This is a genomic window from Embleya sp. NPDC008237, from assembly GCF_042956465.1.
Classification (GTDB): domain Bacteria; phylum Actinomycetota; class Actinomycetes; order Streptomycetales; family Streptomycetaceae; genus Embleya.
In genome coordinates, this window is sequence record NZ_JBIBGL010000033.1 from 31,856 (window position 1) to 50,804 (window position 18,949).

General features: G+C 70.4%; 20 protein-coding genes and 1 pseudogene. 5 read left to right on the forward strand and 16 right to left on the reverse strand.

Annotated features, from left to right (window positions below):
• Window positions 1-301 precede the first annotated feature (301 nt).
• The 3 genes and pseudogenes from ACFZBU_RS45715 to ACFZBU_RS45725 all read right to left on the reverse strand — a co-directional run bounded on the left by ACFZBU_RS45715 (window position 302) and on the right by ACFZBU_RS45725 (window position 3,550).
• Window positions 302-469: a CstA-like transporter-associated (seleno)protein gene (locus ACFZBU_RS45715; RefSeq protein WP_391589752.1), complete on the reverse strand. Its 168-nt coding sequence runs from the start codon at window positions 467-469 to the stop codon at window positions 302-304.
• Between the two features lie 46 nt (window positions 470-515).
• A pseudogene (locus ACFZBU_RS45720) lies at window positions 516-1,962 on the reverse strand (carbon starvation CstA family protein); the annotation flags it as partial.
• 682 nt (window positions 1,963-2,644) lie between these two features.
• A complete protein-coding gene (locus ACFZBU_RS45725) occupies window positions 2,645-3,550 on the reverse strand; it encodes a LysR family transcriptional regulator (protein WP_391589753.1) in 906 nt (301 codons plus the stop codon).
• Between the two features lie 157 nt (window positions 3,551-3,707).
• On the opposite strand from ACFZBU_RS45725, the gene ACFZBU_RS45730 reads away from it, so the two are divergent.
• The gene (locus tag ACFZBU_RS45730) at window positions 3,708-4,286 is read left to right on the forward strand and encodes a dihydrofolate reductase family protein (protein WP_391589754.1); all 579 of its coding nucleotides are present in this window, start codon (window positions 3,708-3,710) and stop codon (window positions 4,284-4,286) included.
• Between the two features lie 448 nt (window positions 4,287-4,734).
• On the opposite strand, the gene ACFZBU_RS45735 is transcribed toward ACFZBU_RS45730, so the two are convergent.
• Together ACFZBU_RS45735 and ACFZBU_RS45740 are read right to left on the reverse strand one after the other, a co-directional pair.
• Window positions 4,735-5,130 (reverse strand): pyridoxamine 5'-phosphate oxidase family protein, encoded by a 396-nt coding sequence (locus ACFZBU_RS45735; protein ID WP_391589755.1) that lies wholly within the window; start codon window positions 5,128-5,130, stop codon window positions 4,735-4,737.
• Window positions 5,127-5,831, reverse strand: coding sequence for an NAD(P)-dependent oxidoreductase (locus tag ACFZBU_RS45740; RefSeq protein ID WP_391589756.1), 705 nt, complete (start codon window positions 5,829-5,831; stop codon window positions 5,127-5,129). Before ACFZBU_RS45740 ends, ACFZBU_RS45735 begins: the two co-directional genes overlap by 4 nt.
• A gap of 90 nt (window positions 5,832-5,921) precedes the next feature.
• Here ACFZBU_RS45740 and ACFZBU_RS45745 point away from each other — a divergent pair, with 90 nt between their 5' ends.
• Complete coding sequence (locus ACFZBU_RS45745) at window positions 5,922-6,521, forward strand: TetR/AcrR family transcriptional regulator (RefSeq protein WP_391589757.1); 600 nt, start codon at window positions 5,922-5,924, stop codon at window positions 6,519-6,521.
• Between the two features lie 162 nt (window positions 6,522-6,683).
• Here ACFZBU_RS45745 and ACFZBU_RS45750 read toward each other — a convergent pair whose 3' ends face one another.
• The 5 genes from ACFZBU_RS45750 to ACFZBU_RS45770 all read right to left on the reverse strand — a co-directional run bounded on the left by ACFZBU_RS45750 (window position 6,684) and on the right by ACFZBU_RS45770 (window position 9,953).
• The gene (locus ACFZBU_RS45750) at window positions 6,684-6,827 is read right to left on the reverse strand and encodes a hypothetical protein (protein ID WP_391589758.1); all 144 of its coding nucleotides are present in this window, start codon (window positions 6,825-6,827) and stop codon (window positions 6,684-6,686) included.
• 59 nt (window positions 6,828-6,886) lie between these two features.
• Window positions 6,887-8,794, reverse strand: coding sequence for an FtsX-like permease family protein (locus tag ACFZBU_RS45755; protein ID WP_391589759.1), 1,908 nt, complete (start codon window positions 8,792-8,794; stop codon window positions 6,887-6,889).
• Window positions 8,795-8,994: 200 nt separating this feature from the next.
• Entirely contained in the window at window positions 8,995-9,351 is a 357-nt protein-coding gene (locus tag ACFZBU_RS45760) for a hypothetical protein (protein ID WP_391589760.1), read from the reverse strand.
• A gap of 21 nt (window positions 9,352-9,372) precedes the next feature.
• Complete coding sequence (locus tag ACFZBU_RS45765; protein ID WP_391589761.1) at window positions 9,373-9,498, reverse strand: hypothetical protein; 126 nt, start codon at window positions 9,496-9,498, stop codon at window positions 9,373-9,375.
• A gap of 191 nt (window positions 9,499-9,689) precedes the next feature.
• Entirely contained in the window at window positions 9,690-9,953 is a 264-nt protein-coding gene (locus ACFZBU_RS45770) for a hypothetical protein (protein ID WP_391589762.1), read from the reverse strand.
• 310 nt (window positions 9,954-10,263) lie between these two features.
• Here ACFZBU_RS45770 and ACFZBU_RS45775 point away from each other — a divergent pair, with 310 nt between their 5' ends.
• Entirely contained in the window at window positions 10,264-10,761 is a 498-nt protein-coding gene (locus ACFZBU_RS45775) for a hypothetical protein (protein ID WP_391589763.1), read from the forward strand.
• Between the two features lie 112 nt (window positions 10,762-10,873).
• On the opposite strand, the gene ACFZBU_RS45780 is transcribed toward ACFZBU_RS45775, so the two are convergent.
• The 5 genes from ACFZBU_RS45780 to ACFZBU_RS45800 form a co-directional block, all read right to left on the reverse strand.
• On the reverse strand, window positions 10,874-11,251 hold the full coding sequence (locus tag ACFZBU_RS45780; RefSeq protein WP_391589764.1) for a fic family toxin-antitoxin system, toxin component: 378 nt from the start codon (window positions 11,249-11,251) through the stop codon (window positions 10,874-10,876).
• The gene (locus tag ACFZBU_RS45785) at window positions 11,248-11,589 is read right to left on the reverse strand and encodes a hypothetical protein (protein ID WP_391589765.1); all 342 of its coding nucleotides are present in this window, start codon (window positions 11,587-11,589) and stop codon (window positions 11,248-11,250) included. Before ACFZBU_RS45785 ends, ACFZBU_RS45780 begins: the two co-directional genes overlap by 4 nt.
• A gap of 523 nt (window positions 11,590-12,112) precedes the next feature.
• Entirely contained in the window at window positions 12,113-13,177 is a 1,065-nt protein-coding gene (locus tag ACFZBU_RS45790) for a ferritin-like protein (RefSeq protein ID WP_391589766.1), read from the reverse strand.
• Window positions 13,178-13,297: 120 nt separating this feature from the next.
• Window positions 13,298-13,504 (reverse strand): hypothetical protein, encoded by a 207-nt coding sequence (locus ACFZBU_RS45795; RefSeq protein WP_391589767.1) that lies wholly within the window; start codon window positions 13,502-13,504, stop codon window positions 13,298-13,300.
• A 1,323-nt stretch (window positions 13,505-14,827) separates the two neighbouring features.
• On the reverse strand, window positions 14,828-15,958 hold the full coding sequence (locus ACFZBU_RS45800; RefSeq protein ID WP_391589768.1) for an HNH endonuclease: 1,131 nt from the start codon (window positions 15,956-15,958) through the stop codon (window positions 14,828-14,830).
• Here ACFZBU_RS45800 and ACFZBU_RS45805 point away from each other — a divergent pair.
• Together ACFZBU_RS45805 and ACFZBU_RS45810 are read left to right on the forward strand one after the other, a co-directional pair.
• On the forward strand, window positions 15,957-16,397 hold the full coding sequence (locus ACFZBU_RS45805; protein ID WP_391589769.1) for a DUF6210 family protein: 441 nt from the start codon (window positions 15,957-15,959) through the stop codon (window positions 16,395-16,397). The genes ACFZBU_RS45800 and ACFZBU_RS45805 overlap by 2 nt on opposite strands.
• A 135-nt stretch (window positions 16,398-16,532) precedes the next feature.
• Window positions 16,533-16,820, forward strand: a complete 288-nt coding sequence (locus ACFZBU_RS45810) for a hypothetical protein (protein ID WP_391589770.1) — start codon at window positions 16,533-16,535, stop codon at window positions 16,818-16,820.
• A 210-nt stretch (window positions 16,821-17,030) separates the two neighbouring features.
• On the opposite strand, the gene ACFZBU_RS45815 is transcribed toward ACFZBU_RS45810, so the two are convergent.
• Complete coding sequence (locus ACFZBU_RS45815) at window positions 17,031-18,248, reverse strand: methyltransferase domain-containing protein (protein ID WP_391589771.1); 1,218 nt, start codon at window positions 18,246-18,248, stop codon at window positions 17,031-17,033.
• Window positions 18,249-18,949: the final 701 nt, after the last annotated feature.

An 18,949-nucleotide genomic window follows, 5' to 3' on the forward strand; every position in this document is an offset into this window, starting at 1 on the left:
GCGCGAACGCCCCGCGCACGCCCGTCCCCGACCTGCGTCGTCGACGCGCGAGAACCCTTGATCAGACCGGCCGCGCACCCGGCGCACACGCCCGCGCGCGTGCGGTCCCGACCACCCGTCGGCGGGGGCGAACACACCTGCCCGCGACGAACGTTCACATGTCGCTTACATATCGGTCACATGCGCAACAGCACGGGAGCGCATCGATTCGGACTAATTTTTTCTCGCCCGAACCGACCGAATACCCGAAAGGACGGTGTCGACGCGTGTCGACACCGCCCTTCCACCCACCGTCGGCGCCTCAGCAGCAGCGTGTCTGCGGCCGCTCCTCGCGTCGCCGGGTCCGCCAGGACTCATACTCGCGTCGGGTCGGCGCCGGTCGGTCCGGATGCTCCCGCAGGTGTGTCGCCGGCGGTGACGCTCGTAGTCCGCGTCGCCGGAGATCTCCCGCAGGTACCACCGCACCCACCCGAACACCCGCCCGGGCACGTGCCGAAGATGCCGGGCCCGCCGCGTCACGAGCGTCCCGCCGCGTCGCCGGCCCCGGCGCCGGCGAGTGCCCGATCCCCGGCCGCGCCGCCCGGCCCGAGGTCCAGGGTGGACTCGACCCACGGCGTCTCGGTGGTGGGCAACGATCCTCCGGCGCGGATCGCCCGCACGCACACCACGGCCGCGTTGGCGATCACCAGTGCGATCAGCACCAGGAAGATCGCGATCAGCACTCCGTCGACGGTGGAGTTCAGCACCACGGTGTGCATGTCGTCCATGTTCTCGGCCGGGCCGAGCACCTTGCCCGCGTCGATCGCGTCGGCGTAGCGGTCGCGTTGCGCGAAGAAGCCGATGCGGGGGTCGTCGGAGAAGATCTTCTCCAGGCCGGCGGTGTACGTCACCGCGACGTCCCAGGCCGGCGGGACGCCGGTGACCCAGGCCCAGCGCAGCTTGCCGGACTTGACCAGCACCGTGGTGGCGACGGTGAGCGCGACGGCCGCGAGGAGTTGGTTCGCGATGCCGAAGAGCGGGAAGAGCGGGTCGGTGGCCCCGGCGTAGAGGAAGTAGCCCCAGAGGCCGACCACCGCGGCGCTGGTGATCCAGATGCCGGGCTTCCAGTTGGTCCGGCCGATCGGCTTCCACACGTTGCCGAGCATGTCCTGGAGCATGAAGCGGCCCACCCGGGTTCCCGCGTCCACGGTGGTCAGGATGAACAGTGCCTCGAACATGATCGCGAAGTGGTACCAGAACGCCTTCATCCCGGAACCGCCGAACACGTCGGCGAAGATCTCCGACATGCCGACGGCGAGCGTGGGTGCCCCGCCGGAGCGGGCGATCAGGGTCTTCTCCTCGACCGCGTGGGCCGCCGCGCGCAGGTCGTCGGAGGTGATCGTGAAGCCGAGACCGGCGACCGCGTGCGAGGCGCTCTCCGCGGTGGCGCCGAGCACTCCGGCCGGGGCGTTCATCGCGTAGTACAGGCCCGGGTCGATCACACACGCGGCGATCAGCGCCATGACCGCGACGAACGACTCCATCAGCATGGCGCCGTAGCCGATCATCCGGACCTGCGACTCCTTGCGGATCAGCTTCGGCGTGGTGCCGGAGGAGACCAGGGCATGGAACCCGGAGAGCGCGCCGCAGGCGATGGTGATGAACAGGAACGGGAACATCCGTCCCGGCGAACACCGGCCCGGAGCCGGAGCCGGCGAACGAGCTGACCGCGTCGGTCTTCATGTTCGGCGCAGCCACGAGCACGCCGATCGCGAGCAGCACGATCGTGCCGACCTTCATGAAGGTGGACAGGTAGTCGCGCGGGGCGAGCAACAACCACACCGGCAGCACCGAGGCGACGAAGCCGTAGCCGATCAGGCAGAACACCAGGGTGGTCGGGCTCCAGGTGAACGCGTCGCCCAGCGCGGTGTCCTCGATCTGCCCGCCGCCGACGATCGCGGCCAGCAGCAGCGCCACCCGGACACCACATGGCACGACGCTGGCAGGGGCGGCTCACCACGGGCAACCCCGCCCTGGCCGTGTCCGACGGGGGTGTCTCGGCCGTTCTCCCGGCCCGCACCGTCGTGACCTATCCCGAAACCGTCGCCCTCGCCCGCGCGTTGGTCACACTTCCCTTGGGCCGTCTCCCGGAACACCCCCCACGGGCCGGCCGCGTATCGACACGCACGGGCCCTGGCCCACATCGCCGACCACCTCGAACTCCCCCGCCTGACGGTCGCACCCGACGACCTCTCGTGGGCCAGGCTCCACCACCACAACCCGGCCTGACCCGCTGCCCGGGGACAATCACCGACCCCCGCGAAACACCAGGCCACGAAACCGATCAGGCCTGTGGACACCCACCTCGGGCGTCCCACGCCGACACTCCCAGACCCGAGAAAAACCCGCAGATGCCTTACGACGCATCAATACATCACCGAGAAAACCCGGATCGTTCTCACGAAACTACGAAACCCCAGGCCACCACCACCGGGCCGACCCCACGAAACCCCCGCCACCACAACCCGACACCACCAACCCACCCACCGGATTCCCAACCAACACACAAAACCCCAGACCAGCCATCAACCCCACCCACACACACATCAATGCTCAGCCACAACACACCAACAACCACCCCTAGGTTCAGCGGCCGAGGGAGCGGTCAGCGGATGGGGGCGGCGAGTTCGTGCACGATGTCGAGGTAGGTCGAGGCACCCGGGGTCAGGCCGGTGTGCGGCCACAGGAAGCCGTAGTCGATCGGCGGGGCGTCGTGCAGCGGAACGAACACGATGCCCGGGCGTGAGTGGTAGTCCTTGGCGCGCAGCGAAACCGTGCTGACGCCGACGCCCATGCTGACGTGGACCAGTACCTCGGGCCAGAACCGGGTGGCCGGCCCTTGCGGGATCGGTCGGCCGCCTGGGGTCGTGCGCGGGAAGTAGTAGTCCATCCAGTACTTGGGGATGTTGTCCGAGGCGATCGTGACCAGGGTCGTGTCGGCGAGCTCTTCCACCGAGACGGACTCCCTGGCGGCGAACGGGTGGGCGTCAGGCACCAACAACCCTCGGGGTTCGGCGAACATCAGGGGGCCCTGGACGATGTCGGGCTCGTCGATGGGGAACTCGGTGAGTTGCAGGTCCACCTCTCCGGCCCGCATGCGGCCGAGCGGGTCGAGGAGTTGGATCTCCTGGATCTCCACGACGCTGTCCGGGTGGCGCACGCGGAACAGGTCGGCGGCCTTGACAAGCAGGCTGCCGCACCACGCCCCGGAGAACCCGACGCGCACCACGTCCTTGACGCGTACGCCGCGACTGGTGGTGATCGCCTGGGCCAGCCCGGCGGTGATCTGGTCGTACGCGGGGCGCAGGTCGTCGCGCAGTTGCTCGCCGAGCGCGGTCAGCGTCACCTTGCGACTGTTGCGTTCGAACAGCGGCCCACCGACGCGGCGTTCCAGTTTGCGGATGGTCTGGCTGATCCGTCCGGTCGTGACGTGCAGGCGCTCGGCGGTGCGCCCGAAGTGCAGTTCCTCGGCGAGCGTGAGAAACGCTTCCAGTTCGAGCCTCTCCAGCATGCCCACCCCTTGATCGTTTAGCCGCGCTCAACCCAGCGTGGCGCGGTCGTGCCTTGTTGTGCCTTGTGCGGATCTTGCACCCTTGAGGAGCCGCGTCCGACGGACACCCGGGACCTCGGAGCGGACTCCCCCCATGCAGCGATACGGAGACTTCCGCATGAGCAAGATCGTCGCGGTCATGTACATCACGATGGACGGCGTCGTCGAGGACCCCGCCTGGACCGGGCCGTTCTGGAACGACGAGCACGCCAAGTACCAGAACGGCCAACTGCGCGCGAGCCGCGCCCTGCTGCTGGGGCGCGCGACGTACGAGAGCTTCGCGAAGGCGTGGGCCCCGCGCGACGAGTCGGACGAGTTCACCGCGCGGATGAACCACATCCCCAAGTACGTCGCCACCACCACGCTGCAGACGGCGACCTGGAACGCCGCGATCCTCGACGGCGACCTCGTCGAAGAGGTCGCCAAGCTCAAGGCCGAGCCGGGCGGCGACCTCCTGGTCTACGGCAGCGCCACGCTCGTCAACACGCTGATCGAGCACGACCTGCTCGACGAGCTCAAGCTGTTCCTGCACCCGGTGACCGTCGGCACCGGCAAGCGCCTGTTCACCGACGGCCTCGCCCCGAAGACCTGGACCCTCGCGGGCACCCAGTCCTTCAGCTCGGGCGCGATCGTCCTCGACTACCGCCCGGCACCGGCGGCGGGACCCTTGCCGCCGACGGATTCCAGCACCGACTAAACCGCACCCGCACCGAAGCCCTCGACACGGTGTCGTGGTCCTCACGTACGTACACGCCCGCAACCGTCGGCCGCGTCGTCGTAGCCGCGACACAGTCCCACGCGTCGGGCGCGCCACCGATCCGTCGGCGGCGCGCCCGACGCGCCCCGGGCCCGGCTCAGCGCGGTGCCGCGTTCCTGGCCCGGGCCGCCGCCAGACGCACCTCCGAAGCGGCGGCAGCGCCCGCGTGCACCCGGCGAGGCAGCGATCCGCCGGCAAGACTTGGACATACCTGTACGGGTCGTCGCTGACGCCCTCGGCTGCCGCCACGCCACCACGACCCGCCTCGCCTCGCCAAGGAGGCCGATACACTCTGGAGCCGTTATGCCCCAGGCGACCACAATCCGGGTCACCGGTTCCAGGACGGTTCGTTCCGTCCGGACCTGACGACAGGTCCTGGCGCGGCGGCTCAATGGATCCCCAGGACGCGGTCCACGGCGATCTCGATGACCACCCGCCCCGGCGGGTTCGGCGGTGGCGTTCCGTAGCGGGCGAGGTACCGCGTCGCGCCCTCCCGGACGGCGTGCGGTTCGGCGGACAGCGCGGCGGTGCCTTCGAGGGTGATCCAGCGGAACCCGTCCGGCTGGCAGATCGCGGCCCGGCCCCCCGGGGCGCCGAGCACGTTGCGTGCTTTGCGTGTGGTGTCAATCGTCAGGACGCGGACCAGTCCCGCGTCGGCGTCCCAGGTGAAGCGGACGGTGACGACGTGCGGTGAGCCGTCGGGGCGGACCGTGGTGAGTGTCCCGCCGCTCGGCCGTGCCGGCAGCGCCTCGGCGGACGGCACCAGGTGCGTGAGCGGCTTCACTTGCCCGCCGCCTTCTGGGCCTTGGCCTGGCGCCAGAACAGCTTGGGGATGCTCATCCTGACGTCGCGGGTGGCGACTCCCATCGCCGTCCGGACGAACCGGCGGTCCTCCAGTTCGCGCAGCATGGCGGCGGCGAGGTCGGTCCGCGCGGTGTAGAGCCCGTCGACGCTGTGCTCGCCGACTTCGTAGTCCGTCACTTCATAGTGTTCGAACAGCCCGCCCGGCCGGACCACGGTCCAGTCCAGGCCGCTGTCCCGCAGGAGTGCTTCCATGCGGCGCATGTCGTCGTGCGCGGTCCTCGCGACCTTGCGGTTGACCAGGGGGTCCATGACGAGGTTGAAGAAGTGCTCGCCGGTGGGCCGCCAGTCCGGGTCCGCCACGCTGGAGCTGACCGCCACGAGGCGCTTGACGCCGTGCTGTTCCATCCCCGCGAGAATGTTCCGCACGCCGTCCGAGTAGACGGTGACCTTCTCCTTGCTCGGGGGAACGCCCAGGGCTGAGACGACCGCACCGCTGCCCGCGACCGCCGCCGCGACGGCGGCCGTGTCGGACACGTCCACAGCGGCGACGGTCAGCCCGGCGCGCAGGGGCAGGGCGTCCGCGCGGCGGGAGACCGCGGTGACCTGGTGGCCGGCGGCGAGGGCCTGGTCGGTGAGGCGGCGGCCGGTCGGTCCGGTGGCGCCGAAGACGGCGATGCGCATGGTTTCGCTCCTTGTTCCCGGCCCCGGACGGACTGTGCGGGGCTCGACACCGAGGACTCTGCCGATGCGGCCGCGTGGTATTCAAAGACGATGAATAAGTCTCGGGGCCGTCCGCGGGGCAACCCGCCGACCAGGGCACTCATCGCCGAAGCCGCCCGCGGCCTGTTCCTCGCCCACGGATACCGCCGCACGACAGTGCGGGCCATCGCCGCCGCGGCGGGTGTGGACCAAGCGCTGATCAAGTACCACTTCGGGTCGAAGCAGCAGCTGTTCGGCGAGGTCACCGAGCTGCAGTGCGCCCAGTCACTCGGACTGGGCGAGGCGCTGCACGGCGACCCCGCCGGTGTCGCCGACCGCATCCTGCTGGCCGTCACCGACCTGTGGGACACGACCGTGATCAACCGTGAAGCGCTGCAGGACGAGGACGTCATGGGCGTGCTGCGGGAGTACCTCGACGGGGAGGTGCTGCCGCAGATTGCTGAATATCTCGGCGGCACCGACGCGACCGAACGGGCCACCGCCGTGGTCACGGTGATCGGCGGACTGATCTTCACGCGGTACCTGCAACCGCTGCCCTCCTCCGCGCGCCTCTCGGCATCCGAGGTACGCCGGATACTGGCCCCGACGCTGCGCGCCGCACTCCACGGCAGCCGACCGCGCACCGCGGCGCGCCGCGTCACCGCGGCCTGAACCCGCTGCGCGCCGACGGCTGGGGCACCCCGCCCGCCCCACGGCCTCGCACGCGGCGCAGCGCGCCACCTCCTCCAGCATCTGAAAGGGCCAATGCGGGCTTCGCGAGGGGGTATGCCACCGCCACACGATCACCGTACGACGGCCGCCAGTTCAACCAGCTCAGGACGTGGGAGTCGAGACCGGCGCCTTGGCGACACACAGTGGAGACTCGCCGTGCTCGAACAACTCGGCGGCCTCGAACCGCACCTGCTCCCGCTGGGCCCGCTGCTTCGCGGTCAAACCGCCCCCGTCGGGATACCGCATGACACCGGCATACACCCGACACCGAGATCGACATCACCCCGAACCCAAAACCTCAGTAGTCACGATGCCCGGGTCGATGCGATGGCGCGGTGGGCGGCGAGGACGGCGGCGGGGATCGCCACCGCAGCCGCGACTCCCGTCATTGCGGCGATCGCCTGCCAGGGCAGGGTGAGCGGCCCCGCGTCGACCAGCAGGGTCAGGGCCGTCCACAAGGGCAGCAGCGTCAGGGCCGTGGCGAGGAGGCCGAGGAGTGTGCCCAGCACGACCATGAGCCCGGCTTCGGCGGCCGCGGTGCGGCGGACCTGTGCAGGTGTCGCGCCCGCGAGGCGCATCGCGCGCCAGGATGGGGCCTGGTCGGCGGCCGACATCGCCGTGGTGTTGGCGATGGCCATGCATCCATAGAGCATGGCGACGCCGAGCACGAACCACACGGCGAGCCGCCTGCGGTCGTCGCCGGGCCCGCCGACTCGGGCCTTCGCCCACTGCTTGCCGTTGTGTACGGATGCGTCGTACCGGGCCGCGGCGGCCCGGACCGCGTGCTCGGCTGTGGCCCGGTCGGCTTCGGACCGGATCCGGACGAACGTGGCGGGCGCCGCCCCCGGGGGTGCGTACCTCGGTCCGAGCAGCACCGGGGCGCCGCTCGCGCCCGCCTCGACGGTGGCGACGATCCGGAGCATGTGCTCGGCGCCGTCGGGCATCCGCACCGGAATGCGCGCCCCGACGGTGTGGCGCTCCCAGTCGTCGGGGACGACCACACCGTCGTCCGTCAGGTCGGCGATCGCCCCTGCGGTGACACGGAGTTGCAGTGCATCGCCGATGGTGCGCGGGTCGATCGCGTACGCGTCGAGCTCGACCCATTTCGAGGCCGCCGGGGACAGCGCCACCGTTGTCGGGACCGGCGTGCTGGTCGACACCCCTGGCAACGCGCGGAGTTCGTCGGCCGGCGCGTGTCCGTCGACCACGAGGTCGGCGGTCACACGGTGCTCGTTCTCACGGATCTGTGCGGCTCGTACCGTGTCCGTGCCGGCCATCAAAGTGGCGGCGAGGGCCACGGTCATGAGCACCGGGGCGACCGTGGCCGCTGTCCGCCGGGGCGCCGCGGCCGCGCCCGCACGCGCGAGTTCGAGGACGAGGGGCGCCCGCCGCGCCGTCACGGCGGCCGCCGCGCGCAGCATGTGGCGTACCAGCAGAGGAGCGAGGAGCGCGACGCAGGGGATCAGCAGCATCGGCGCGACGGTGCGGTGCTTGCGGTGGATCGCCTCGTCGGGCGTGAGCAGTGCGGTGCCCAGGAGGTAGCCGAAGACGCCGATCAGCAGGGCGGCACCGACGATCAGCCGGGCCCGCGAGGCTTCGGGCTGGTCGAGATCCGCTTGGCGCAGCGCTTCGACGGGGCGTACCCGCGCTGCTTGGCGGGCCGCGACCGCGGCCCCCACGACGGCCACGAGCACGCCGGTCGCGAACGCGGTGTAGAGCGGCCACATGGTCTGGCGCACCGTCAGCCACGCGGGCGCCAGGCGGTGTTCCCCGAGCCAGGTGATCAACTCGGGTGCGGCCGAACGCCCCAGCAGGCAGCCCAGCACCCCCGCGGGGAGCGACAGGAGCGCGGCTTCACGCAGCACCATCCGCCGCACTTGGCGCGGCGTCGCGCCCACGGCGCGCAGCAACGCCAGTTCGCGTCGTCTCCGCGCGACCGAGAAGGCGAAGGTGGAGGCGACGACGAAGGCGGCGGCAAACACCGTGGTGCCGACGGCCGTGCCCGCCAGTGCGTTCGTGGTGACGAGGGCGTCGTGGTCGTCGCCGGTTCCGTGCGCCGTTGCGGACGAGGCCAGCACGAGGAGCATGGCCGCCACTCCGGCGACGCCCAGCATGAGCGTCACGAAGCTCCCGACGAGGTCGGCGGCTCGAGCACGGGCCGAAGCGGTGAGGCCGGCGAACCGCCGCGGCGTGAAGATGTCAGGTGAGGTCACGCCCAAAGTCAATCGACGTGGACCCCGACGTGACATGGTGCCGACGCCCCGGCCCACCCGGGGGACACCCCCACCATGCACCCCAGCGACCCGACAGCCCGCCCCGCCCCGACCGTTCGGCCCCGCAACCCACCCCACCCCCCGCCCACACACCAACCCGACACCGACTCCCCACGCCATCCGCGCCCGGCCCCGCGTCCTCACCGGCGCGGCCCCGCCTGAACTGCCGCCGCCCGCAGCCGGTGGATCTCCTCCGGGAGTCCCGACCAGCGCACCACCGTGCCCATGACCGGCATGCCCACCGCCTCGTCGACACCGCGTATCACGAGCGACATCCCGAGGCCGTGGCGGCCGCGGTGCGCGGGCGATGACACACCCACCCAGTAGCCGTCACGGCCCTTCCCGACCTTCCAACACACCACCGCGTCGATGTCCTGCCAGCTCACGCGCTCGCCGAACCCGCGCTTGCGCGGCCCGCCCGGGCCGAGCGTCACCCCGGCACGGTCCACGCGCAGAAGCGGGCGCCGGATCGGGCACAGCACGGTCACCCTCAGCACGCCGAACACCGCCGCTACGGCTCAGCTGCCGACATATGCGCCGCACCCCGCGACGGCCACGAGCGCGGCGGCGATCGTCGCGATGGCCGCGGTCTCGCGAAGGCTGCGGCGCTGCCACAGCTCGAAGGACGTCGTCGCAATGCGCATCCGATCACGATCGCAGCGCCCCCGCCGCGCCCGTCGCGCCCGCCGAGGGCAGTCCCCCAAAGGGAGCGGGGAGCGTCGATCGAAGACCGCCACGGCACACCACCTGGCCGGCACTTCCCGGAACAGAACCCGGCCGTCGCCTGCCGGCCCACACCGACCCGCACTCCGCGCAACGCGCCACGTCCTCCACATCACCCACCAGGGCCTGCACCTTCGCGCGGCTCAGCCGCGCGAACCGCCACTGCGCACTGCGGCACCGGCCCGAGCAGTACACCCGCTCCGGCTTCGAGGCCGGCGGCAGCAGCGAACCACAGGCCGGACACAGTCGATCCACGGTCGGGACGGCCATCATCCGCCTCAAGCTGATGGGCTTCGACCCGGAACAATGCCGTCGGCAGCTGATCGACGACCTCGACGAGCGGACCGATGATGGGCTCCTGATCCTGACGGGCCACCCCAGGACTAAGCCGTCCTCGGAACGAATACAAGATCGCCGCCAAGGAAGTCATCGACACCGGGACAGATGCCTACCTCAAACGAACCGAACTGCCCTACCGGGACCCGCGTTGGAGAGAGGAGGCACACCCGTTGCTGACCGAGGTGCGTCGCGGCCATCACTCAACCGAGCCGGCGCCGGTGAACCGAGGCGTCGGTCCGGGATGTTCGTGTCCGGTCGATACGAGTCCCGCAGTGGGATCCCGGGCGGATGCGCAGCTCGGGTCGGGCATTGTTCCGGGCGAATCTCCGCAGCGGCAGGATGAGCGCATGGTGAACGACGATGTGGCTGTGATCGCGCTCCTGCGTCGGCTCGACGACGCGGATCATCCGACGGGGCCGCGAGAGTACGACGAGGGGAAGATCTCGGCCGTGCTCGACCGGCTGGTGTCCCGGTTGGAGGCCGACTTCGCGACCCCCTGCCCGGCGCAGCGCTACCACCGGAACACCGTCGAGTACGCCCGTGTCGTCGTCCCGGGCGAGGCGACGGTGTGTGGCGAGCGGATCGTCGTCTCCGTGAGCAACTTCGGCTCGCTGGCCATGGTGGCGGCGGAGAACCCCGGCGCGTACCTGGGCACGGACGACGCACGCGAGGAAGGCGCCCTGGACCCCGGGGACCTCGCCACCGTGGAACGCGCCTTGGTCGACATCGGGTATGTGGTGGTATCGGAAGAACTGCTTCACACCCGATACGACGGACCCGCACCGCTGCGCAAGGACGAGCGGTGGCCACCCACCTGGTGGAACCGCTACTTCGGCCACCCATAGACCCGACAACCCCAGGCGACGACGCGGCGACACCGAAGGTCAACACGCCCCTCCGCCACAGGCACGCCGAACACCCACCCACAGATCGCCGAAGGCACGTGGGCCCGGGGAATCAGTCGGTGGTGTCCCAGGTCTTGAGGACCGCCGCGACGCTCGCCGCGGTGGAGGAGGCGCGGGTCAACTCGTCGGCGAGCGCGGTGACACCGGCCCGGGTGAGCTTGACCGAGACGCCGCACGCCGAGAGGTAGCCGTGCGCCACCGCGACGGCCACCCGCAGGTTCGAGCGCTCCAGCCAGCGCATCCGGCCCAGGCTGTGCGCGAGCGCGGCGGCCTTGGCGTACGGGCCGCGGTAGACGTCCTGTCCGGCGATCACCGCCCGATGCCGCTCCACGGCCGCGACCGGCACCCCGTAGTCGTCCGGGGCCGGGTCGTCGTGCCCCGCGCGGCGGGCGACCTCGAGGATCCACGCCAGGTCGACGCTCACGCTCACCCGCGCGCCTCGATCTCGTCCAGGAGGTCGCCGTAGCCGTCCAGAACCTCCTGCGCGCCCGCGAGGAACCTCTCGCGCAGACGTTCGTTGTCCGTGCGGATCAACTGTTCCACGTACTCGTTCACCGGTATGTGCCGCGTCACAGGGGTGTGATGTCCGGGTCGAGAGTGTTCGTGGTCGGCGTCGCGGGCGGCCCGGACCTCGTCGAACTCCGGGGTCGGGGCGCTGTCGCGGGCGGGCACGAACCGGGCCAGGCCCTGGAGCCACACCCAACTGCTCCCCGCCTGATCGCCAGCCGTACCGAGGGGCCGCTGTTCCTCGCCAAGACGACTCGCCATCGGCGTGCCGAAACCGTCACCCGACCCGACGTGCAGTCCGGCACGCCTTCGCCTGCAAGGCCGCACGAGGAGCAACCGAGCGCTGCCTTCATCGGGCCGCCCTCCAACTTGCCCAGTGCGGCCTCGGCAGGACTGAAGGAGCGTCGGGCGCTCTCCGCGAGCACACGCGAGGAGTAGGCCTGTTCGCCCTCCCCCGGCCTGCGAACCGGCCGAGGGACGGCCAATCGTCTCTTGACGACGGAGCGTACGGTGGCCGGGGTGTCGGACACCAGGAAGTGGACCGCCTCCCGGCCGACGCCGGCCACGATCGACAGCAGCAGCAGCGCGACGAGCAGGGCCCGGGCCGCGCGCGGGGCGGATGGTGAGGCACGTCCTGCGTGCGTCCGGGCGCTCGGCACACAGCTCGGACACGGGCCCGCGTCGTCCGGCTTGTTCGGGTTCGTCGTCCGCTGTTCTCCGTCCGGGTGGCGAACGGCGAAGTCCGCGACCTTTCCGGGGCCATCCGCTGAAGCGCGGTACGGCTCTACTCGACGTAGAGGAACTCCGGTCCGTAGGTCTTCCCGCCGCCGTCCGGAAGCGGCTTCACCATGAGGGAACGCGCGAGGGGCCCCATCTTGAACATGTGGCCGACCGCGGTACCCACTTCGCTCTTACCCGCGTTCGGATCGTCCGCCCGCCACGCGCGCTCCAGCGCCCGCAGCATCGAGCTGAACTCGGTGTTGAACGCGTCGAGAGTCTCCCGGATCTCGGGGGTGGGAGCGTTCGTCGGGTCGTTGGCCCAGCCGCCCTCGGGGACCCTGCCCATGGGGTGCGCCGGGGGCAGGGGAACGGCGTCGCCCGTGAAGTCCCAGACGTCCGGGGACTCCGAGACCTTGATCAGCTTTCGGCCGTGGAAGAGTTCGCGGAACACGTAGAAGTGCGCCAGTTCTCCCGGCTTCGGCCCGGGGAAGGGGTTCTCGGGTGAGGTGGAGGTGCCCTCGCCCTGTTCCTTGATGACCTCGATGGCGGCGCGGACCTTCTCGATGCTGTCGAGCGGGACGATGTTGTTGCCCTGCCCGTGGTGGGCCAGCGAGTAGTCGATCTGTCGGGCGCCGGTGATCAGGTGGCTGTGCGCTTCGAACGCTTCCTCGATCGCGGTGTAGAAGGCCCCGATCGTGGTGAAGGTCTCGAATTGCGCGACGGGGGCGTCCGGACGCTCGATCTCGGAGAACATCTCGACGGAAGCCTTGTTCAAGCCCTCCAGGAAGACGATCAACTCGGGTCGCACACCACCCGGCAACGGGTGCTCGTACTTCGGCACCACGCTCGCGTCGGCGATGACCGGATTCCCGCCGATGGTGGTGAGCATGTTGCACACCAACCCCATGTGGGTCATCTCGTCGAACATGACCGCCCGGATGGCGTCGTAGACCGGCCCCTGGTTCTGCTCGATCGACCACAGGCCACTCGCGTAGGGGCCGATGGTCGCGACCTCGACCATGATCGCCTGCTGGAGCGCGTTCCTCAGCCACTCCGCGTCGCGCTCCGTGGGGCGAACCCCCATCAGTTCGACGATGGCGTTGCTCTGGTACTCGAGAGTTTGGGTCACACCGCAACCTTTCCGATCCGTGCATGAAAACGCGCCGGCCGTGGGCCGCCGTCGACGGATCCAAACGTAGGTGCACCGGGCCTGCGGGCCTCCGCCACACGAGACAACCATCCGGGTGATTCACGGTTCGATCCGCGCACGGCGCATCGGTCGACGGCGCACCCGCCCAACGACCATCCGATGCAGTTGCGGGTCGATGTCCGGGCGCGGCGGGCCCGGGACCAAGTCGTTGAGTCCGACGTGGTGTCCGCGGGTGTGGATGCCTTCGAGGCGTTCCAGGACGAAGGCGTTCACGTTGGTGTCGAGGGTGTGGTTGAGCGGTTCCATCGTGAGGTCCGACGGGCACTCGAGCAGTGGTTCGAGGAGGCGGTACACCGCGCGGTGTTCCTCGTCGGAGCGGGCTGCGGCCGGTCATCACGGCCCGGCAGGTGACGCCATCGTCGTCGGCTGGCGGATGCGAGGACGCGGGCAAGCTCGCGGAGCGCCGCGTCCCGGCCGGCGGCGCGGCCGAAGGCGTCCACGCACCGACGTCGTGGGCGGGCCTCGCCCATCGCCTCCAGCGCCGGGAACATCTGACCGTGCGCTTCCCAGGGTCCCCCGAACATCGCCGGGATCCTCAGGAGCATCACCCCGTCGTGCGCCTCCTGCCACGAACGCAGGGTCGGCGAGAAGGCGTAGGAGCGCGGGTCTCCGTACCGGAAGAACTTCCAGACCTCGGCCCCGGACGTCCGGGTAGGCACCGGGTTGCCGAGTTCCACATACTGCTCCGCCACGACTTGCCCGTCCTCTGCGCTTCAGCGGCTGCGGGCGGACAGCCGGTCGGAGTACGACCTCGGGTAGGGATCGCTTGCCGTGATCATTAGTATTTGCCCGGTTTTGCCCGCCGCTTCGCCCTTGCCCGCATGGTTCGTCCTGATTCGGGCACGCCTGTTCGCCGCGGCGATCCCGAGGCGGTACCCGGGTCTACGCGGCCCGGCAAACGGCGGCGCGACGATCGGAAGACCCATCCGTGTTCCGGTTGCGCGGGGCGTGGACCGGCAACACCGCGGACGCGGCCCGGCACCTGCCGGGGAACCGCTCCCGTGGTGTCGATCTCCTCGACCGGGCTCTGCAGCGGATCCAAGCCCTACACCGCGCTCAGAGGCCGACCGCCCGCCGGCCGCGTCACCAACCTCACGGGTGAATACGACGGGCGTGTTGCAGAAGTGGGGCAAGAAGGCTGCGACGACGACCGGAACGGGCCAGGTGACGCCGCCGGGCGTGACCCCGGGTGAGGAGCATCGTTGACCTGCTGATGCGCAAGCGGCCGGGACCAAGTGGAGGTCTCGCCCACGGCGGGCCGGCACGGCGCACCGCCGCCTGCCGTCACGTATCCCCCGACAAGCAGAAGGCCCGAAGGAGTACGCCATGACGGTGACCACTCGGATGTCTGCCGACGAGCGCAAAACGATGGACATGTGCTTGCGCGCCCACGAGATGAGCGAGCGGTACGCGATCCACCTGACGGGCTTGAACTCCCACGAAGGCCCAGGACGACGCCGGGGTGTGCAAGTCGAGTCCTGAAGCGCCCCATTCGGTTCACCTACGTCGAAGCGCTGCGCCCGCCCGGAGACCTCGACGTTTCTCGACTCCCACGACGAGCGCGCCAGATCACCCGGCAACGACGTCGAGTTCGGTCAGGAAGGCATCTTCCACCACGTCCCACGACAGCTCCGAGAGATCGTGGCACGGCGCGGCGAGGGACGAGTCCGGCCACAGGCCGGCGAGAACATCCTCCACCCAGCCACGTTCCTGGTCGAAAGGTCGGCTCGCGAGGTCGAACGACGGCGTACGAGGGCGCGCGGCCCCGACTTTTCGAAGCGACATCGCCACCACCCGCTGCCAGGACCGGGCCCGGTGGATGAGGTCGGCGCGAGACTCCTCGAACAGAGTGTCGGCCACGCTGCCCATCTCGATGCGACCCACCAGATCATGCCAGCTCCGAAGGGCCTCTGGAAAACCGAGATACGCGGATATCGCATCGGAGCCCGGCAGGATGGGATCACGGCGCAGATTGTGTTTGTACCGGACCATGGCCAGATGATCGATCTGGCCCGCGTCGAACCGCACATGGCACGTCGGGCACAGCGCGATCAGTTTGTCGGCCTCATGCGTGCCCACTCGACTCCACGGCACGATGTGTGCGATCTCGACCGGCGTGGCTCGACATGTGTGAATGGCACACCTGTGTCCGGCCTCCACGAGGATCTCGCGTTTGAGTATGGCGGGTACGTGCGCGCGACCGGCTGGCCTGCACCGACCGTAGGGCACGACGGTGACACTGGAACCTGAACGCGCACTCAATCCCCGACGCTCCCGCCTCGAGGACGAGGTGAGTCCCGATCGTGCTTGGGCGCGCCCTTGAACCGGTGTTCTCATTGGAGGCGAACCTGTGCGCGCCCGAACTGGGTGTCGTGATGCGTGTCCGCCGGGGACCGTGCCCATTCCCAGCCGGTCCTCGTCGCCCGGGAATGGGCACCCTGATGCTCGGACGCGTCGGAGGGTCACATCCCCGACGACGAATGGCGCAGCTTTCCTGAGCACACGCGGACTCGGGTCGGTCCGCCTCCGGTCGAGTGGATCGGAATCTCCTCGAACGCCTCCCCCACCGGGCCCGGCACGCCACCGTCGCCCACCGACATCGAGCGGCTGTGATGTGAACGCCCGGCCCGTCGCGACATCCGCGGTCGGGATCGAAATAGGAGAGGCGGCGCGGGGGGCGGCCGTACAGGATGCGGTCATGGTGAACCGTCGCGTGTATGTCGAATTGGACCAGGTCGAGGATCTCGATCACGACTGGCTCTACGTGGTTCTCGAGGGGCCCTCGGGGGTCGTCTACGAGCTCCAGCACGGGGGTCATTCCTGCTGCCAGGGCGCCATCGAGGGTTACCTGGTGCCGGTCGAGTCCTTGGACGGGTACGCCGCGCTGATCGACCTGTTCGTGAACCGGCTGCACAGCGCACCGGTGGCGATGGCGTCCATTCCCGAACATCTGCCTGCGCTGCGCGCGGCCGTCGCGATGATCCGGATTCCGGCGAGCAGCGAGTCCTCGCGCACGCTCGACTACGACCTGAGCCCGATCGTCGTCGACGAGACACGCCTGGAGGAGATGACCGAGGCACACGTCCCGGTGACCACGGAGTTCGGCCCCGGCGTCCTGGTCTGGTCCAACTCCGACTGAACACCGCCACCGGAACGGAGCAACGACCACATCGACGAGGACCGTGTCCCCGCGCGTGACCGCCCGTCGGGCCCGCCCCCGGTCGACGGCCTGCGGTCACCACCCGCGGCGGGGCGTGTCGGTGCCCGGTGGGCCGTGATCACCGAGGGAGATCGTGCGCTGTGGGACCACGTGCCGTTCGAGCGGGCGGGACCGCTGTGTCCCGGCATGAGCCGCGAGGCCGCGGGGACGGCGATGCGGGAGGCGGATTTCGTCGCCGGCTTCGAGTCGATCGGCAGGCGCGGCCCCCACAGGCGACAGCGAGGCACCTTCCGCAGGCCCAGGCGCGACATCTGGGCGCCTCGCTACGACGTCCTCGCGTACTTCGTCGACACGATCGGTCTGACCTCGTCGTCGGCGCCCGCGGTGGTCCGCAGGCGGTGATGGACGGAGTCCGGCTCATCGGACGTCCGCCCTCCGAGCCGGCGATCGAGCTCGTCGCGCACCTCGAAGACCGCGGCCTGGACATCCAGTTCATGCCGAACGGGGACGTCGGCTCGACGGACCTGGGGTTCTTACCGAACACGCAGCGGGCGGGCGGCACCCTCGTCACCTCAGGGGCCGCCGCCCGCGCTCGACGCGGCGCCGGGCGATTCAAGAACGCGCGTCGAAGCTCGTCCGGATCGTGGGGAGGACGTTCGAGGGATCGTCCAGCCACCCGGTCTGTCCACCCGCCGTGAGGGTGAGGCCGAATCGGGTGCGGGCGGGGCGGCCGTGGCCGTCCCACCACGCGAGGGCGGTCTCGGCCTCGGCGAGGATCGGCCGGGGGCCGTGCGCCGCGGTCTCGAACACGGTGGCACCCGGGGCGTGGTCCACGCAGGCCCAGGAGCGGGATTGTGCGTCGACGAGCCACAACGTGAACTCGCCGTCGTCGCGGGTCGCGCCCGGGGGTCGGCCGATCGAGCGCCGCACCCCGGGAACGAGTACGCCCGTGTAGAACGCGGCGTCGCGGTCGTCGACGAGCAGGTCGGGGTCGAGGGTGGTGGTGCCCGGTGTGCCGGGATCCTCGTCGCGGACGGTGTCCATGACGCCGCCGTGGACGCCCTGGCCGCGTTCCCACATGAACGCCGCGTCACCCACCACCGGCCCGCACGCCCGCAGCCGGCCGGTGGTGTCGGTGTCGACGTCCAAAGCGAGCAGGACGCCGTTGTACAGGGCACTGCCCCATGGGGTGACGATCCGGCCCCCGGGGCGTGACTGGGCGACCCACGCCGGCGGGACGGTGTGCACGGAGAACGTCGACAACACCCGGTCGTACGGGGCGTGTTCCGCGCAACCAAGGACGCCGTCGCCGACGAGCAGACGAGGATAGTGTCCCGCGCGGTGCAGTGCGTCTCGGGCGCCGGCGGCCACGGTCGGGTCGAGTTCGATCGAGACGACGGCGTCGTCGCCGAGGCGGGTGGCGAGCAGCGCGGCGGTGATGCCCACGCCCGTGCCGATCTCCAGGATCCGGTGCCCCTCGCGTACGTCGAGGTGGGCGAGCATGGAGGCGACCATGCGCGGCATGCTCGCGCTGCTGGTCGGGCGCAGCGAGAACTCCGGCGCGCCGGTGCCGTCCTCGACCTGGGTGATCAGTGCGGTGTCGGTGTGGACGAGGGCGTGCCAGCGTGCGGGGTCGTCGGCGCGGTCCAGGCGGTGGTAGCCGTCGGGGGCCGGGACCCAGACGCGGTCGGGCACGAACGCGGCGCGGTCCACCCGGCTCCACGCCTCGGTCCAGTGCGGGGCGAGCCAGCCGGCGGCGGCGAGCTCGGCCGCCAGGGCGGCGGCGTCGGGCACGGTCGCGGGGGTGTCGATGCCGGGAGGTGTGCTCATTTCTCGGGCGGGGCGGGCGGGTTGGGGTCCGGCGGGATCGGTCGTCCGGGTTGCTGACCGTCGCCCTCGATCGGATCGTCCTTGCCGCGATGACGTCCGACCATGGACGTCTCCCCTCGTGTCGGCCCGATGAACACCACCCACCGTAGCCGCACGCACACACGACGGGGAAGCGTTCGGGCCGGGGTCGGCCGTCACGCGTTCTGCGACCACCTCACCGCCTGCGGCCACGAGCTGCTCAGGGAGCGTGGACCCGTGCGCATCCGAACTCGGCGTCGTCGTCCGCGTCCAACGCGCCGGCGACCACGTCCTCACCCGACCCGTCCTTCTCGCCCGAGGATGGGCGACCAACAGCTGGGCCACCAATGCCGGGCCGCCGGGCACCACGCCCCGGCAAGGTGTACCGATTCGGAGGCCGCGAAGTTTAAGACCCGATCAAGGGCCCGAAACTCCGCGACCGACGCGAGGCCGCCATCTCCGGCGCGTTCATACGCTACGAGATCAGCTCCGGTGTCCTGGTCGTCACCGTCCTCCAACTGATCGCGCCCTCCGGCTGACTCTGGTGAGGTCCGGGGGCCGGGGCCGCTCCCGGTCGATGCCGGGTCCGGGATCGACCATCGCCGCTCAGTGTCGGGATCACCCGCCCGCACATACCGGCAAAAACCGCTGCCTCGCTGTGCCGACCCGTGGCACCCTTTGGC

Bases quoted from the DNA above. Each gene is read 5' to 3' on its own strand.
- ACFZBU_RS45725 (WP_391589753.1), bottom strand. From the start codon at position 3,550: ATGCTGGAGAGGCTCGAACTGGAAGCGTTTCTCACGCTCGCCGAGGAA.
- ACFZBU_RS45730 (WP_391589754.1), top strand. From the start codon at position 3,708: ATGAGCAAGATCGTCGCGGTCATGTACATCACGATGGACGGCGTCGTC.
- ACFZBU_RS45740 (WP_391589756.1), bottom strand. From the start codon at position 5,831: ATGCGCATCGCCGTCTTCGGCGCCACCGGACCGACCGGCCGCCGCCTC.
- ACFZBU_RS45745 (WP_391589757.1), top strand. From the start codon at position 5,922: ATGAATAAGTCTCGGGGCCGTCCGCGGGGCAACCCGCCGACCAGGGCA.
- ACFZBU_RS45750 (WP_391589758.1), bottom strand. From the start codon at position 6,827: ATGCGGTATCCCGACGGGGGCGGTTTGACCGCGAAGCAGCGGGCCCAG.
- ACFZBU_RS45765 (WP_391589761.1), bottom strand. From the start codon at position 9,498: ATGCGCATTGCGACGACGTCCTTCGAGCTGTGGCAGCGCCGCAGCCTT.
- ACFZBU_RS45775 (WP_391589763.1), top strand. From the start codon at position 10,264: ATGGTGAACGACGATGTGGCTGTGATCGCGCTCCTGCGTCGGCTCGAC.
- ACFZBU_RS45785 (WP_391589765.1), bottom strand. From the start codon at position 11,589: ATGGCGAGTCGTCTTGGCGAGGAACAGCGGCCCCTCGGTACGGCTGGC.
- ACFZBU_RS45795 (WP_391589767.1), bottom strand. From the start codon at position 13,504: ATGGAACCGCTCAACCACACCCTCGACACCAACGTGAACGCCTTCGTC.
- ACFZBU_RS45805 (WP_391589769.1), top strand. From the start codon at position 15,957: ATGGTGAACCGTCGCGTGTATGTCGAATTGGACCAGGTCGAGGATCTC.
- ACFZBU_RS45800 (WP_391589768.1), bottom strand. From the start codon at position 15,958: ATGACCGCATCCTGTACGGCCGCCCCCCGCGCCGCCTCTCCTATTTCG.
- ACFZBU_RS45815 (WP_391589771.1), bottom strand. From the start codon at position 18,248: ATGAGCACACCTCCCGGCATCGACACCCCCGCGACCGTGCCCGACGCC.